The organism is Planktothrix prolifica NIVA-CYA 540, from assembly GCF_963864145.1.
In the GTDB taxonomy this organism is placed as follows: Bacteria; Cyanobacteriota; Cyanobacteriia; order Cyanobacteriales; family Microcoleaceae; genus Planktothrix; species Planktothrix agardhii.
Window position 1 is genome coordinate 4559962 of sequence record NZ_CAWLTW010000001.1, and the last position, 15770, is coordinate 4575731.

General features: G+C 38.6%; 17 protein-coding genes and 2 pseudogenes. 10 read left to right on the forward strand and 9 right to left on the reverse strand.

The annotated features are described in order from the left end of the window. The first annotated feature begins 138 nt into the window (after positions 1 to 138). From AC559H_RS20120 to glgA, 5 genes are all read left to right on the forward strand, one after another. The gene (locus AC559H_RS20120) at positions 139 to 1335 is read left to right on the forward strand and encodes a hypothetical protein (RefSeq protein ID WP_026795142.1); all 1197 of its coding nucleotides are present in this window, start codon (positions 139 to 141) and stop codon (positions 1333 to 1335) included. A gap of 313 nt (positions 1336 to 1648) precedes the next feature. Continuing rightward, positions 1649 to 2023, forward strand: a complete 375-nt coding sequence (locus tag AC559H_RS20125) for a DUF262 domain-containing protein (RefSeq protein WP_052349627.1) — start codon at positions 1649 to 1651, stop codon at positions 2021 to 2023. A gap of 104 nt (positions 2024 to 2127) precedes the next feature. Continuing rightward, positions 2128 to 2733 carry a hypothetical protein gene (locus AC559H_RS20130; RefSeq protein WP_052349629.1) on the forward strand — a complete coding sequence of 202 codons (606 nt, stop codon included), beginning with the start codon at positions 2128 to 2130 and terminating at the stop codon, positions 2731 to 2733. 5 nt (positions 2734 to 2738) lie between these two features. After that, positions 2739 to 3407: an MAE_28990/MAE_18760 family HEPN-like nuclease gene (locus AC559H_RS20135; RefSeq protein ID WP_026795140.1), complete on the forward strand. Its 669-nt coding sequence runs from the start codon at positions 2739 to 2741 to the stop codon at positions 3405 to 3407. A 294-nt stretch (positions 3408 to 3701) separates the two neighbouring features. Then, positions 3702 to 5177: a glycogen synthase GlgA gene (gene glgA, locus AC559H_RS20140; RefSeq protein WP_026795139.1), complete on the forward strand. Its 1476-nt coding sequence runs from the start codon at positions 3702 to 3704 to the stop codon at positions 5175 to 5177. Positions 5178 to 5238: 61 nt separating this feature from the next. Here the strand turns inward: glgA and AC559H_RS20145 are convergent, their stop codons facing one another. The 3 genes from AC559H_RS20145 to AC559H_RS20155 all read right to left on the reverse strand — a co-directional run bounded on the left by AC559H_RS20145 (position 5239) and on the right by AC559H_RS20155 (position 7207). Continuing rightward, positions 5239 to 5496 carry a CRR7 family NDH-1 assembly protein gene (locus tag AC559H_RS20145; protein ID WP_026795138.1) on the reverse strand — a complete coding sequence of 86 codons (258 nt, stop codon included), beginning with the start codon at positions 5494 to 5496 and terminating at the stop codon, positions 5239 to 5241. 117 nt (positions 5497 to 5613) lie between these two features. Further along, positions 5614 to 6234, reverse strand: a complete 621-nt coding sequence (locus AC559H_RS20150; RefSeq protein WP_026787822.1) for a Uma2 family endonuclease — start codon at positions 6232 to 6234, stop codon at positions 5614 to 5616. A 322-nt stretch (positions 6235 to 6556) separates the two neighbouring features. Then, complete coding sequence (locus tag AC559H_RS20155) at positions 6557 to 7207, reverse strand: L,D-transpeptidase (RefSeq protein WP_237745590.1); 651 nt, start codon at positions 7205 to 7207, stop codon at positions 6557 to 6559. A gap of 126 nt (positions 7208 to 7333) precedes the next feature. On the opposite strand from AC559H_RS20155, the gene AC559H_RS20160 reads away from it, so the two are divergent. Both AC559H_RS20160 and AC559H_RS20165 read left to right on the forward strand, forming a co-directional pair. After that, complete coding sequence (locus tag AC559H_RS20160; RefSeq protein ID WP_026787820.1) at positions 7334 to 8167, forward strand: glycerophosphoryl diester phosphodiesterase membrane domain-containing protein; 834 nt, start codon at positions 7334 to 7336, stop codon at positions 8165 to 8167. Positions 8168 to 8481: 314 nt separating this feature from the next. Beyond that, the gene (locus AC559H_RS20165; protein ID WP_026787819.1) at positions 8482 to 9621 is read left to right on the forward strand and encodes a GspE/PulE/PilB domain-containing protein; all 1140 of its coding nucleotides are present in this window, start codon (positions 8482 to 8484) and stop codon (positions 9619 to 9621) included. A 123-nt stretch (positions 9622 to 9744) separates the two neighbouring features. Here AC559H_RS20165 and AC559H_RS20170 read toward each other — a convergent pair whose 3' ends face one another. The 4 genes and pseudogenes from AC559H_RS20170 to rpsO form a co-directional block, all read right to left on the reverse strand. After that, positions 9745 to 10698, reverse strand: coding sequence for a hypothetical protein (locus AC559H_RS20170; RefSeq protein WP_026795137.1), 954 nt, complete (start codon positions 10696 to 10698; stop codon positions 9745 to 9747). A gap of 215 nt (positions 10699 to 10913) precedes the next feature. Beyond that, positions 10914 to 11975 (reverse strand): 3-deoxy-7-phosphoheptulonate synthase, encoded by a 1062-nt coding sequence (aroF, locus tag AC559H_RS20175; protein ID WP_026787817.1) that lies wholly within the window; start codon positions 11973 to 11975, stop codon positions 10914 to 10916. A gap of 113 nt (positions 11976 to 12088) precedes the next feature. Continuing rightward, positions 12089 to 12448, reverse strand: a pseudogene (locus AC559H_RS20180) (PAM68 family protein); the annotation flags it as partial. 263 nt (positions 12449 to 12711) lie between these two features. Continuing rightward, positions 12712 to 12981 carry a 30S ribosomal protein S15 gene (gene rpsO / locus AC559H_RS20185; RefSeq protein WP_026787815.1) on the reverse strand — a complete coding sequence of 90 codons (270 nt, stop codon included), beginning with the start codon at positions 12979 to 12981 and terminating at the stop codon, positions 12712 to 12714. Positions 12982 to 13172: 191 nt separating this feature from the next. On the opposite strand from rpsO, the pseudogene AC559H_RS20190 reads away from it, so the two are divergent. The 3 genes and pseudogenes from AC559H_RS20190 to dcm all read left to right on the forward strand — a co-directional run. Next, a pseudogene (locus tag AC559H_RS20190) lies at positions 13173 to 13256 on the forward strand (hypothetical protein); the annotation flags it as partial. Positions 13257 to 13318: 62 nt separating this feature from the next. Beyond that, complete coding sequence (locus AC559H_RS20195) at positions 13319 to 13402, forward strand: hypothetical protein (RefSeq protein ID WP_422630663.1); 84 nt, start codon at positions 13319 to 13321, stop codon at positions 13400 to 13402. Between the two features lie 7 nt (positions 13403 to 13409). Beyond that, the gene (dcm, locus tag AC559H_RS20200) at positions 13410 to 14696 is read left to right on the forward strand and encodes a DNA (cytosine-5-)-methyltransferase (RefSeq protein WP_026795136.1); all 1287 of its coding nucleotides are present in this window, start codon (positions 13410 to 13412) and stop codon (positions 14694 to 14696) included. A gap of 45 nt (positions 14697 to 14741) precedes the next feature. Here dcm and AC559H_RS20205 read toward each other — a convergent pair whose 3' ends face one another. Both AC559H_RS20205 and AC559H_RS20210 read right to left on the reverse strand, forming a co-directional pair. Then, the gene (locus tag AC559H_RS20205) at positions 14742 to 15044 is read right to left on the reverse strand and encodes a hypothetical protein (protein WP_026787813.1); all 303 of its coding nucleotides are present in this window, start codon (positions 15042 to 15044) and stop codon (positions 14742 to 14744) included. 41 nt (positions 15045 to 15085) lie between these two features. Continuing rightward, positions 15086 to 15487: a response regulator gene (locus AC559H_RS20210; RefSeq protein WP_026787812.1), complete on the reverse strand. Its 402-nt coding sequence runs from the start codon at positions 15485 to 15487 to the stop codon at positions 15086 to 15088. Between the last annotated feature and the right edge of the window lie 283 nt (positions 15488 to 15770).

Sequence of the window (15770 nt, forward strand, 5' to 3'; positions counted from 1 at the left end):
ATTGAATTTACAGGCTATAATAATAATAGGGGGTTTTGTTCATTAACGGTTGGGGTACAAAACCAAGCATTTCTTTTCTGAATTACCTGACTATCTGCCCCTATTCCTTTCAACCCAGCAATCGGCTGTTTTTCAGTTATGTCACACCGAATTCCTGAATCTATTCGTGCCGTAGGGGAGGAATTGCGGTTTCTCCTACAACCTCGTATTTGGGGTTCCGTCAGCGTTCTGGCCGTGGTGGGGATTTTCTTTTGGCAATTTTCCGAAAACCCCGAATGGTTTAGTTTAGAAGGAGAATCCACCCTAAATCCTGGCAACTCCGCGAGTCAACTCACCCCGGAACAACAATCGATTGCTGCGGATATTGATAACTCTAAGGTTTTATTAGAGGCATTAGGGAATAATAATTCCTTTATTTCACCTTTAAATTTTAATAGTGAGGTTAATAAAGATTTACTTAAACAAACTCAAAATACAGATAAAAAACTTGAACCAAGTCCTCGGTCTAATCCTTTATTGGATAGTTTATTTCCCCCATCTAATTCAACAAATCAACCTCCGGTAGGGGAAAATTCCCCAAAAACCTCCAATCTGCCAAATCCGGTTTCTGAAAATTCTCCTACTACTACTAATTCTAACTTGGGTCTAAAGGGTTTAGGTTCCCCTACAACAGAAACCACAAATCCCGAAACGGCAAAAACCTCCCTACAACAAGCCATGCAGAACTATCTGCAAACCCAGGAAACAGAAAACACAAATCCGGCTGCTGCATCCTCTAATACAACTGATGCCTCGTTAAACTCATTAATCACCGACACAAATTCCGCCAGTAACCCTCCCAATAATCTCACTAATTCTAATTCCGCCTTAAATCCCAGCCCAGGAACAGCAGTTGGTGTTACACCTTTTACTGGAACCCCAACCGTTACAGGACAGGTTAATCAACCCAGTTGGAGTGTTCCCAGATACAATCCTAATCCGGCTGTCGGTACGGTTCCCCTGCCTCAGAATCCCTATCAAACTAACGTTACCCTACCTCCGGTGGTTCCTACCGTGCCAACGGTTACGCCTGGAACTGTACCAAATTCCGGGTATTCCAACTTTAATTCCTTACCGTTAAATAATACCGTTCCCTCCTATTCGGTCACACCTAACACGGGTATTAACAGCACCGTTCAACCTGTTCAACCAAATAACTACATGACCCCCAGTAATATGAATCCCAATATACAACAGGGTCAAATCGGTCAAACTCAACCTAATTTTTCCGTTCCTAACCGGGCTCCAGGTCGTTATATTGGCGGGGGGGAAATTAATACCTTTGCTAATCCATAAATTAGGGAGGAATTGGGAATTACGAATTACGAAAATAGCCTTGATTCAATTGAATCTATTATGATCAATAGGGTTCTCCCATACTAATGATAAATTTTATGATTAAACTGATTATAGGGTTAAAATGGGCGATCGCACTCTGAGACGGTTGGGCTAAAGTCTTGTTGTCAATATTGATAATTTTCTATAATAAAACTTGACACTACACAAAATATGGTGTAATGTGGGTTATAGTAAGTTTTAAAAATCAAAAAAATTATCATATAACTGACAATAACGTTCACCTACAAAAAATTTTACAACAGGATGAAAAATGGGTATTGAAAGACTCAAAATAGAAATAGAAGAACAGAGAAACTTATTGAATACTGATAGACTCGATGTGTCTTTTGGTGAATTAATGAGTATGTATGAACGCAAGGAAATTGTGATTAAACCTGCGTTTCAAAGATATTTTCGTTGGGATCAAGAACAGAAAACTCGATTCATTGAGTCTATACTTTTAGGCATTCCCATTCCTCCTATATTTGTAGCTGAGGATGGGGATGGGGTATGGGAGTTAGTTGATGGACTTCAAAGAGTCTCTACTGTACTTTCTTTCTTTGGGATTTTGAGAATCGAAGATAACGGGATTCAAAGTGAAAAAACAATTGGGTTTTATCCGAAGGTGAAAGAGTTCATTCATTAGAAGGATTCACTTATAAAACCATACCTAATCAGTTTCGACTTAACATAAAAAGAGCTACTTGTCGAGTTGAAATTCTGAGATGGAATAGTAATAGTAACTATGATATGAGATTTGAACTGTTCAATAGGTTGAATACAGGTGGTTCCTCTTTAACCCCACAGGAGATTCGGAATTGCATTTACAGAGATATATCAAGCAAGTTCAATGATTTTCTCAAAGAGATTGCCACTAATCAGGATTTCCGCACATTGATCGATTTGAGCTATGAGCAATATGAGCAGTTATATGATGAAGAATTAGCGTTGAGATTTATTTCTCTTTACCGAAACCTCAATAATGTCAAAACCAGTATTTCGCAACATATAACTGCTTTTATGAAATCTGCGTTAGACAATGAAAATTTTGATTATGACGAGTATAAACAGATTTTTGCACAAGTTTTTGCTTTGCTGAAGCCATTAGGAAAAGGAATTTTTCGCCAACCCAATGGACAATTTGCAACGGCTCTTTATGATGTCATTACTATTGGCGTGGGAGAGAATTATGATCATTACCAATCTCAACCACTGGAAATTATTTTGAATAAAATTGACAAGGAAGTTCGTACTGATGAAGTTTTAATAAAATTCTCAAGAAAAGGGGGGAATAATCAGAAAACTAGAATTATTAATCGGTTACGAGAAGCTCAACGAATATTTAGCAATATCTGAAAATAATGGCAACTGATCCTACTTTTTTAGAACAAGAAATCCTGTCAGACATAGAAGAAAGAAGGGAATTAATGTCTCGGATCAAATTACTCTGTCCACGATACGATTTTTCACCAGAAGACAAGCAGCTTTTTCTTAACTATTCAATACCGATAGTTTATTCTATTTGGGAGGGTTTTATTCAAACTTCTTTTCAAATATATATTAGAGAGTTAAATAAATTAAATCTTAACATTAATAATATTTTTCATACCATTCTTATCTATCATATTGAATCGGAATTTCCGCAATTTAAACAATATCCAGAAAAGGATAAGTTAAGAAAGAAGGTAAAATTTTTTGAAAAATTAGGACATTTTTATCAATGTAATACCTTAGAAATTAGTGCCAAGGTGAATACAGAAAGTAATGTTGGTTTTAATGTATTAAATAGAATATTGACGGACTTTAATCTTGAAACCATACCCGAATATCCTGAACCCGGATACTCTTTACCGGATGAACTCGATAAGTTTCTTCTGAAAATCAGAAACAGTGTTGCTCATGGACAAAACTCTATCGTTGTAAACCGAGAAGATTTAGAAAGAGCAATTAAACTGGTTGAGAGACTTATGGATTTAGTGTTTGAGAGAATTAAAACTGGATTTACAAACAACTCCTATTTTCGACAGTAAAAATATTGTTATTATAAGAATTTTAGTCTATTAAACTCTTAAAACTTTTGCCTAAATCCTATTATTATGTCTCCTCCAAAATACCTTTGCCAACCCATAAAACCATGCTAAAACTATAATTTAACGATCAAAAATAGGAAATTAAACTGAATCAATCCCCCAACTAAATCCGCCAATTCTGATCAAAATTGATTCAACCCGCAAAAAAAATCACCCCTGAAGGACTTTACTATTGCAACCAACATGATTACTATGGGGAAGACAAAACATCACGGTTTGGAGTGAGGAAACAGGATGTACATCGTACAAATTGCCTCTGAATGCGCCCCAGTCATCAAAGCGGGAGGCTTAGGCGATGTTGTGTACGGACTCAGTAGGGAATTAGAACTACGGGGTCATACCATTGAAATTATTTTGCCCAAGTACGACTGCATGAGGTATGACCAAATTTGGGGACTTCATGAAGCCTATCAAGATTTATCTGTTCCCTGGTTTGATGGCGCAATACACTGCACTGTCTTTTGTGGTTGGGTTCATGGAAGCCTATGCTTTTTTATTGAACCTCACTCCGAGGATAATTTCTTCAACCGAGGTTGTTATTATGGTTGCCTCGATGACCATTTGAGATTTGCTTTTTTCAGCAAAGCTGCCTTAGAGTTTTTACTCATAACAAATAAACGTCCCGATATTCTCCATTGTCATGATTGGCAAACGGGTTTAGCTCCTGTGATGTTGTATGAAATGTACAAATATCACGGAATGGAAAATATCCGGGTTTGTTATACTATCCATAATTTCAAGCATCAAGGAATCGCGGGGACAAATATCCTTTGGGCAACGGGATTAAACCGAGAATCTTACTATTTTGAATATGACCGTTTACGCGATAATTTTAACCCATTTGGATTAAATTCGATGAAGGGGGGAATTGTCTACTCTAACTTTGTTACAACCGTATCTCCTAACCATGCTTGGGAAGCCCATTATGGAGAATTTGGTTATGGTTTAGGACATACTTTAGAACTGCATCAACATAAATTTGGTGGAATATTAAATGGGATTGATTATGCGGTTTGGAATCCTGAAATTGACTCGTTTATTCCCTATCAATATAGCCCGGAAGATTTAGCAGGAAAGGAAAAGAATAAAAAAGCTCTGCGGGAAAAATTGTGGTTAAGTCATGATGATAAACCTCTTGTTTGTTATATTGGTCGTTTAGATGATCAAAAAGGCGTACATTTAGTTCATCATGCTATTTATTATGCCCTGCATCGACAAGCCCAGTTTGTGTTATTAGGATCGGCAACGGAACCCAGTATTAATTCTTGGTTTTGGCATGAAAAGAACTTTTTAAATAATAACCCCGATTGTCATTTAGAACTAGGTTTTAATGAGGAATTATCCCATTTAATTTATGCAGCGGCGGATATTATTGTGGTTCCGAGTAATTATGAACCCTGCGGGTTAACTCAAATGATCGGGTTAAAATATGGTGCGGTTCCGGTTGTTCGAGGGGTTGGTGGTTTAGTTAATACCGTTTTTGATCGGGATTATGATGAATATCATGAACCAGAAAAACGCAACGGTTATGTCTTCAATCAAACCGATTTTCAAGGGTTAGAATCCGCAATGGATCGAGCTATTGGCTTGTATAATTACTATCCTGATGAATTTGAAAAATTGAGAATTCAAGGCATGAATTATGACTATTCTTGGAACCAACCTGGAACTGATTATTTAGCCATTTACGAATTCATTAGACACAAATAATTGAGTTGCTACGGATTTAAACGGCTAAAAATAATAGCTGATAAATCCGTAACAGTTCACCCTACTTCTCCAGTCTAACAGCATACCATTGTAAATATTGACCCGGACTTAGGTTGAGATCGCAACCTGTATTTAAGAGATATTGAGCTTGGGTTTCAAGAGTATTAAAGCGTTGTAAATCCTGGGGTAGATTGTCTTGATGTTCAGATAAAACGGACTTGAGTTTTTCGAGGAGTTCCGTAACATTCATAAACTGTTCTGGTTCATGGGTTTCTAACACCAGAAAGGTATCCTCATCGTACATCATCGCATCTGGCATAATGATTTTCTCGCAAAATATTATATAAGTGGGGGCTTCTATTTTAACAACTGCTTGTATTATCCATAATTTAGATTAGTTCAGAAATCTTCAATTTAAAAGTGGTATTAGAACAAACTAAACTACACCCGCTTGAAAAATTTGGTTTGCTGTGAGGTTCAAATCTGGAAAAGTTTGCGACACAATGCGATCATTCTCTCGAAACTTGACGATTTGATATTCACCGTCAACCAAGTTACAGATAGAAATTGTCGGTTGTTTGGGATTTCCAATCAAATTGCGTCCCCCCAAAGCAGCATAATCGACAATCCAATATTCTGGGATACCCATTTCCTCATAATCGGCATATTTTGAATGGTAATCATCTCGCCAATTAGTTGATACAACCTCAATTAACAAAGGGATAGATGCACCTAAACTGAGGGTAGATTGTTTTTGCCATAATGTTTCGTTCGCCAGATTTGCGCGATCGAGTACCAAAATATCAGGGAAATAACCACAATCTTTTTCAGGAGGTCTAACTATCACTTGACGGGGGATACCGTAGGGTAATCCCAGACGTTTAATCTCAACAGGAATTTCGATGCTAAGAAAACTGATAACTTCCTCGTGTTCGCCTACTGGTTGTGCCATCTCAACAATATCTCCATTATGCAGTTCGTAGCGTACCGCCGAATTTTCTGGTAGCCACTCCACAAATTCTTCAAAGCTTACGAGTTTGGGTAAAGTTTGAGTCATAGGTTTTGAGAATTACCGATAAATAAATTATATAGCAGGGAACACCGGAACAGCCCCAACCCCCGTGCACGGGGGGCTAGGGGGAGGGAACACCGGAGGAAAAGACTTCACCGTCTAGCTTTGCTGCATCACTCTTTGTCCTAATAGGTCTGGCGACTGCTATATCTCTAAGTTCTATTATATATAGAAACAAGTCCAGAACCTTTAAGTAAATTATAAGGAATGAAAAAGTAATAACTTGATGAGTTAATTGTCTGAGCCAAATCAACGAAAATCGCCAGATTTTCTATGGGCTATATATAGCGTAATTGCGTATGTTTATTTAAGGTTCAACTATTACGGGAGTTCCGATTTTTACCCTCTGAAATAGAGTTAGAACATCTTGATTAAACATCCGAATACAACCGTGCGAAGCGGCTTGTCCAACGGTTTCAGTATTAGGAGTTCCATGGAAACCAATATAGTTTTTTCCATCTGTCCAAAACCCAATCCAACGCTCTCCTAAAGGATTATCTGGCCCTGGAGGAATAATTTCTCCGGTAAAGGGATGTTCCCAAGTGGGCTGGGAAATCATTTCGATAACTTGATATTTACCGACCGGAGTTTCCCAACCTTCTCGACCAACAGCGATAGGATAACTGCTTTGGAGTTGTTGATTTTGATAGAGATAAACCCGACGTTGATTTAATTTAATCACCACTCTCAAATTATTTTCAATCGAGTCATTAAGTTGATTATTGGGTGGGGGAAATAAATTAGAAGTGGCAAATTTGGGGGTGTGAGGGGTTAGGAATTTAACTGGGGATGGAGCCAGGGGAATCGGGTTTTGGGGCTGAATTGATAGGGCTGGACTCTGTTTTGTCACTCCTCCGAACAGTACAGTTGTTCCTAATATAACTGCTGTCAAATATTTTTGAAAACTTTTTCCTCTAACCATGGCACTATTTTTATTGACTTTGACGGATTGATTCATGATTGTTTCCCGTGTTTTTCTCGTCTTTCTCCCCAAAGTTTAATATTTATAAAATTTTTGGGATTTTGAGAATTTTGGTTTAAGATCACGGGAAAATCAGCTTGTTTGTTACATCATCTTACGATTATGACTAAAAATCAAACCATTAGCCCTCTGAGCATAATTGGTGTCATTAGTGCCGGGTTACGCATCTATCGAGATCATTTCAGATCCTATTTTAATATAGCTCTGCAAGCCTATTGCTGGTCAATTATTCCGATTTATGGCTGGGCTAAATTTTCCGCCCTTTCTGCACTAATTGGTCGTTTAGCTTATTATGAAACCTTAGAACAGCCCGAAGTAATTTCAGAAGCTCGTAGTCGTGTCGAGCGCAGAATGTGGAGCTTTTTAGGGCAAGGAATTCTAGTTGGCTTAATTGTAATGGGTGGAATTTTTGGATTAACTGTAGTCGGAGGAATTTTTGTGGGTATCTTAGTGGCTATTTTAGGACAAAATAACCCGGTTACATACTTAATCGGTTTTGGGATTTTTATTGCGATTTTATTTGCCTATATTTGGCTAATTTCTCGAATGTACATTGCGGCTTTACCCTTAGCCGTTGAAGATAATATGACCGCAACAGCAGCCATTAGTCGCAGTTGGAAACTAACCAAAGGAGCAGTATTACGGATTCAAGGGATTCTGTTTCTGGGATTGTTGATTATCTTACCTGTTTCAATTTTAGTTATATTGATTATCGTCTTTTTGCCACTGGCTTTTGGAATTATAGTTAACCCCGATTCATCTACTTATAAACTGATTGTGAATTTATTTTCTGTGGCTATAAATATTATTATCGGGGCTTTATTTCTTCCATTTTGGCAATCAATTGCTGGGGTTATTTATTATGATCTCAGAGTCAGACGGGAAGGAATGAATTTAACAACTAACCCGATTAAAGATAGGAAATCAGGGGTTTGAATTTTCCCTAGTGGCGATCAGTTTAATCCAACATAGCATGATCCATGATCATAACCTAGGGATGGCAAGGAGCGATCGCTAATTTCCGGCTCCCGCAGTTTAGCCATTTTCACTTACATTTTATAGCTGATTTCCGCAAAGGCTGTTAAACTTAAATCAAATAGAGGAGCATTACTAATCCCCTTGTCTTTATTCCTCAACGGTTGTAGATATTTGATTTAAGCCGGGGTGCCTTCGTGAGTGAGCTAATTCATGCTGAACTTAGCTCTAAATCTAAGAATATTGGACTAAGACACTAAATTAAAATTATAAAGATGTTAGCTAAATCTGAAGCAACTGGGACAGTTACACTGGAAGCGCAGCAAATTTTTGCCTTAATTGACAGTATCTTACCGCTAGAAGTTTGCCTGCATTACCAAATTTTACCTCTTTGTCTCAAAGAAAATCATGTATATTTAGGTGTGGTTGATTCAGAAGATCAATCAGCCTTAGAATATGTGCAGAAGATCGTATCTTACATGAATTGCTCCATCATCAGTCAGGTGATTTCTTCGAAGGAGCAACGTTCTATTTTATCAGCCTATCTCTATCATACACAACAGGCTAAAACCGATGAATCTTTGACAATAGATATGGAAACAATCACCCAATTTTCTGAACAGAAAAACTCATCACCAACTCCTGTTTCAAGTTCTAATGTCTCGACTTCTGTTCCCTCTCCAAAAGTTGTGGAAATAGAGCCAATTATTTCTTTAGCACCAGTCAATTCAAATTTATCAACTTCAAAAATTGAAAGTTTTTTATCTGAATTTGTAGAATCAACATCTCCAAGTTCTTCAGAAGCACTATCGGTTTTAGAGGTAAGGACGACTTATTTAGAAAGTCCGGTAGAAGTTTTATCAATGTTATCTCCCCATGAATTATTACAAGAACTGTTAGGACGAGTTTTAATGGGAGGTATTGGAAGGCTTTATTTTGAACGTCAAGAGGCTAATTTAAGCCGAATTTTGTGGAGTCAAGATGGCGTTTTACAATCCGTTGTTACCGGGCTAGATGATCAGCAATTTCAAGGGGTTATTAATGAATTAAAACTATTAGTAGAACTACCATTAATTCCTATAGATAAACCGCGACAAGTTGAAATGGAAAGGCTTTATCAAAATACCCATCTGTTACTACGTTTAAGAATTAATCCAGCACCCTTGGGAGAAGAAGCTAACCTACAGGTTTTACGCGGGGCTGCTTTAAAGTTTTATCAAAAACAACAGTTATCTAAATTAAGTTTAGATGCTCTACGACTGACGCAGCAACTCCAAAACAAACTAAGTGAACTGAACACTCGTCTGGCAATAACGCCCCTATCTTCTGAGAATTTAGTATTACTGAATCAACTCTTAAAAACCATGGTTGAAGAATCTGATGCTTTAATTGAAAAAAGTCACGATAAGGAATAGGTCTTTTTCAGTTATAGCGCTAGGGAACAGCCCCCCCAACCCTGCGTGCACGGGGGGAGGGAATAGGGAATAGGGAATAGGGAATAGGGAATATTATTGACACAATATTCCTTTTTGGGAAAATTATTTAAAAATCAAACCCAGTAACCCTTTCGTGTAGATATAACTAAAACCAATTTGAATCCCGAAATCCGTTTCTTCTCGAATATATCCGACACTGGCACGTCCAGTAATTAAGAAACTGTAGGAAATGGGAATATCAATTCCAACGGTGGCTGAAGGGCCAAAACTAAGGTCACTATTAAATAAATCTTTGTAGATAATTCCGGCTCCGACAAAAGGAGAAAAACGCACCGCATTGGTTTCACTTCTGACGGGAAATTCTGCGGTCAAGTGCGTTAGACTCGCACTATCACTTCCAATTAGAATTCCACTAGAATGTAAGGAAAAATTTTCTGAAAACCCGGTTTTTGAGAGGGTCATTAAACCTCCTCCCCCTAAACCCGATCCATCTCCGGCAATTCCAATATTACCCCCAAGACCAATATAATTAAAGTTATTACTTAAACGACGGCCATTGGCATCGGCGGCTTTACGGGGATCTTCGGGTTTTTCTTCTTCATTTTGTTGTTGGGCAACGGGTAAGGATTGATCTGAATTTTGAGCAACACTCCACTCAACTCGCTCCATCCAATTATTACTTAAATCGGCCGATTGGGTTGAAGGAAAATCATTTTGGGCTTCCGATAAAGTCTGGGGTTGCTGTTGAATAATTTCGGCTGATGGCTCTATTTCTGGAGGTTGAATAGATAATGGCTCTGGGTTGAAATCCGATGTTTCTAAGGTGATTTGAGAAGCTATTTCTAAGGATGGATTAAGTTCTGAAGTTTGAGCAAAAATCTGCTCTGGGTTAAAATCTGGTGTTGCTGAGAAAGTTTGAGAGGCAATTCCTACCGAAGATGCAACAATATTTTCTAAGGAGGATTCCGAGGAAAGTTCCTGAGCCAGAAGTTCACCCCCATTTAGGGTTAATGCGATCGCAGTCCCTAAAAAAACAGTTTTGTGCAGATTAGACATGGGTAGATTCACTCCTCAAGAAATAATTTTTGCCGAGATTCTAACACAATCATTATATAGCAATCCTAAGTAGGTTCTAATATTGGCTCCTTGCTGTGCCTGGGTTTCAGGCCCATTTATTCCTATAACTCAAATAGGATTGCTATATATGGATACCAAAAACAAAGGCGTTTGCTACAAACGCCTTGATCAAGTTCCAAATTTTTGAGACTAATTTAACCGACAACGGCCAGTTCTTTCGGCCAACGACCTACGGCATTACCAATGACAGACAATTCTTGCATTAAGCGGTCAAACCGTTCTGGAGTCAGGGATTGAGGGCCATCAGATAGGGCTTTAGCCGGATTGGGATGGACTTCAATCATCAGGGAATCTGTTCCGGCGGCAATGGCAGCCATGGCCATGGCGGGAACATATTCCGCCACACCGACGCCATGACTAGGATCGATCATAATTGGTAGGTGAGTCAGCGATCGCAATACAGGTAAAACGGATAAATCCAAGGTATTACGGGCATACTGACGATCAAAGGTGCGAATTCCCCGTTCACATAAAATTACGTTAGGGTTGCCACCCGCTAGGATATATTCCGCCGCCATTAACCATTCTTCGATGGTGGCCGACATTCCCCGCTTGAGCAAAATGGGTTTGTTTTGCGCTCCCACTTTTTTCAATAGGGAAAAGTTCTGCATATTGCGAGCGCCAATTTGAATAATATCGGCAACTTCCCCTAATTTTTCCAGGTCTTCGGCATCCATTAACTCCGTAATAATACCTAATCCCGTTGCATCACGGGCCGCAGCTAATAACCCTAATGCACTTTCACCATGTCCTTGAAACGCATAAGGAGACGTCCGAGGTTTGAAAGCTCCCCCCCGCAGGAATTTAGCTCCAGCGGCTTTAACTCGTTTTGCGGTTTCGACAATCATCTCCTCGTTTTCCACCGAGCAAGGCCCAGCCACAACGACTAGGGGATGATGTTCGCTGAAGGTAACATTCCCGGCGGGAGTTGGAACAGTGACTTCACTGGCTTCCCCCTGACGGTAGGCACGACTCACCCGTTTATAGGGTTTTTCTACCCGCATGACGTCCTCAATAAAAGGACTCATTTCCCGCAGTTGTAAAGGGTCGAGATCGACAGTTTCACCGACTAACCCAATCACAACTTTGTGTTTACCGACAATTTTCTCCGGTGATAAACCCCAACTGGTGTTGAGATCTTCAGTTAAACGTTCAATTTCGGCTTCTGGTGTGCCGACTTTCATTACTATAATCATTTATGGTTTTATGATCGATGGATCAAACTTAAAAAGCTGAAATTGTCTAAGAAAATACGGCCTAGATTAAAGCCAATTTAACAATTCAGTTTTGGACACAATCTTGTGAATTCTTAATTTTTCTGTTTGTTTTGCCTGGCAGCTTTCCATCCATCCTGCATTCGCCCTAAATTCAGTTGAAATTCCTGCCAGCCCAGAACACTACCCGGGGCGTCCTCGTCCCAGGATGCGGACAGCACCCCATAGCTTAACCCCAGGACACTTAACCCAAAACATCCCATACTCAAAATTACAATAGCCGTATTGGGAAGGACAAGTAAATCTTGAGTAATGATGAAGTAACTGCCGATGAAGCTTCCTAAGCCCAGGAGCAAAGGAATTCCAGCTAAAACCACCATCCGAGAGAGCATCCGTTGACTGACTTTCTCTGGAATTGCTGTTTCTTCCCGGGTGTAGGTGCGTTTAGTCTCCTTCTGACTTTTGGGTTCAGGTTGGGGAGACTTAGAAGTTGCCTTAACTTTCTGATTTGTTTTTTTGGTTTAGGGTCTGAAATCGCCTTGTCTGGGGGATTAGAAGTCGCTTTATCGGTTTTTTTGCGATTTTTCTTGGGTTCAAAGGCGGGCCGTGCGGTCGGACGTTCAGAGGACATAGGTTCAGAAAAGGGGTCTGGAAATGCAGGAGGAAAGCTTGAGGTCGGGAATCAAGATAGAGGGATTTACAGAAGGCCTGAAAAACCCTAACCCCGAATTCCTAAACGAGCGATTAACGCTTGGTAGCGTGGTTTGTCTAGGCGTTGTAAAAAACCTAACAGGCTTTTACGACGACTAATCATTTGTAAAAGTCCACGGCGAGAAGCGTGATCTTTTTTATTGATTTTTAAGTGTTCGCTGAGTTTGCTAATCCGTTCCGTCAGCATAGCCACTTGCACCTCGCAGGAACCGGTATCGGTTTCATGGGTTTGGTGCTCGGACATGATTTCTTGTTTACGCTGCTGTGTGAGAGCCATAGTTGTTGAATCTCAGAGATGATCCGTAAATTTCCACAATCACTTAGGATACCACACTTTTGATCAGTTTTGCCCGGCGGTCGTAGCAAGAATTAAAGTGATTTAATTCTGTCCGCAGAATCGAGCCTGTCTTCAGACGATGAGAGTATCAATTACATCCCGATGGATAAGCGGGTGTTACTGATGCTGAAATTTGGGAAATTTATCGGCTTCGTTGGGGAGTTGAGTTGTTAGGGAAGTTTTTGAAAATGCACTTAAAAATTGACAAACTGATCTAAACCTTTGACAAATAGATGGAGCCGGCAATATTAACATTAGAAAAAATGCAGTAAGTACAATTTGTCTTTATAGTGATTGTACTGTAGCCTTCTCAAAGGAAGAAATTCAGCTATTAGCCTATTTTATTAGAGAAAATTCATAATATTACAATGAAAACCATTAAATTTATTGATTTGTTTGCCGGAATTGGAGGAATCAGACTTGCTTTTGAAAAAGCAGCTTTAGCATTAGAGTTTAAACCTCAATGTTTGCTGAGTAGCGAGATTAATCAAGATTCCAGATGGGTTTATCAAGCCAACTTTAAAGACAATGCTTTAGGTGATATTAAGACAATCGAAAAATTACCAGAACATGATGTTTTACTGGCGGGCTTCCCCTGTCAATCATTTTCTTACGCAGGTAAGAAAGAAGGATTTGGAGATACGAGGGGAACATTATTTTTTGAAATTATGAGATTAATAGATACAAATAAACCTCAAATTTTAATATTGGAGAATGTGCGAGGAATCCAAACTAATGATCAAGGGAAAACCATTCAAACGATAGAATATGAAATCAAAAAAAGAGGCTATAGTTTTCAAATATTTTTATTAAATAGCTGCAATTTTGGCTTACCTCAAAATAGATTAAGAGCTTATATGATTGCTGTCTTAGGACAATCTCCAAAATTCAATATTATCTCTGATACAGGGCCACAGGATTCTCATTCTTATATGCAGCAACTTTCTCTATTTCAACAGCATCAATTTTCATGTGTTAAAACAATTTTAGAAGATAATCCTGATCCCAAATATGATTGTTCTCCTGGTTTTATTGAAAGTTTAAATAACTATTTAAAAGGTGATTTAGAAAAGCTCCATGGAAAAAGATTAATTGATTATCGCGGGGGAAACTCCATACACTCTTGGGAATTGGGTTTAAAAGGAGAATGTAGTCCCCAAGAAATTGAGTTAATGAATCGTTTTATTTTGAAAAGACGAAATAAAGAGTTTGGGGATGAACAAGATGGGAAACTTTTAACTAAAAATCAAATAGCGACATTTTTTAATCCTCCTAATTTAGATGATCTTCTTCAGTTATTAGTCAATAAAAAATATCTTAAAATTATTAATCATCAATATAAACCTGTGAGTGGTAATTTTTCCTTTGAGGTGTATAAATTCTTAGATCCTGAATCTATTGCGGTAACTTTAGTAGCGAGTGATGCGAATAAATTGGGTGTTTACCATAATCATCGTGTTCGTCGCATTACTCCCCGTGAAGCGGCCCGTTTACAAGGGTTTCCCGATCATTTTTGTCTACATTATCATGATGATAAGGCTTATTATCAATTGGGAAATTCTGTTAGTATTAATGTAGTGGAGTTTATTGTTAAGGAAGTTTTGTTAAAGGTATTTGTTGGTGCGATCGCGCCTCTGATACAGCCTATAATTTAAAGATCGATTTTTTGACAAAAATTTGCGATATCATGCCATTTTATCTTATTTATAACTGGAGAGTTCAGGATTAGTAGAATAATTAAACCCCGCTAAAACATCAGGTTCAGAATTGTTTTCGACCCAGTGCAGAAAACTTTCTGGGGCTGTGTTAAACTGAACCAAGAGGCGCAGAGTCGCGACCGAAATTTTATGGAGAAGTTGGGGATAATTCAAACATAAAACCCGAAATTGTGGATTACTCAAAACAGGTTTAGGAAACTCATTGAGTAACTCGATTAAGGTTTCTTTTGGGGTATTCGGGTTGGTGGCTTCTTGTTGCAGAATAATGCACTCTGGTAAAATCATAATTTTCGACCAAGGTTGATTCTATGAAATTAAAGTTTTTTTTATTCATCTGCGGGTAATTTGGATTTAATTTGTGCAACAAAATCCTTATGATCAACGACGGGTTTAGGAATATAACCATCGGCGCCACTACGCGCTAAAAAGTTTTCCCGATCGCCTGTGTTCGCATAGGCAGTAACTAGAATAACTGGAAGTTTAGCAGTGGCGGGATTCGCTTTTAACATTTGGGTAATTTCAATCCCATCAACAGCTTTCCCGCCATAATAACTATTGGTTAAAGACACATCCATTAAGATTAGATCCGCTTGTTTGTTAGCCGCCATTTCCATGACAGTTTGCACATCTTCGGTATGTTTTGCCATTAACCCGCCACGTCTGGTTAAAATCCGTTCAAAGACTTTCCAGTTAACGATATTATCTTCAACAACTAAAATAGTTCTAATCATGGTCTTACCTCTTGGGGAAACCCTATATCATCTATCTATAGTTCAAGTGTGTTCGATATTAGTTAAACTGTCGATAGGGATAAGTTCAGGAGTTTTGAAACCTTCTGTATGACTGAATAAAACCTATTTGGCGGCAGTTAAGATCAAAAAGGATAGAAAAGTTCAGTATTGCGTAGTGAGTCCCGTAGTAAGTCCTTTAGGACTCATTCTGATTCCAAAAACTAGAGAAATAAAGAAAGCCCTGAAGGGCTTACTACGGGATTAAGACAGCCCTGAAGGG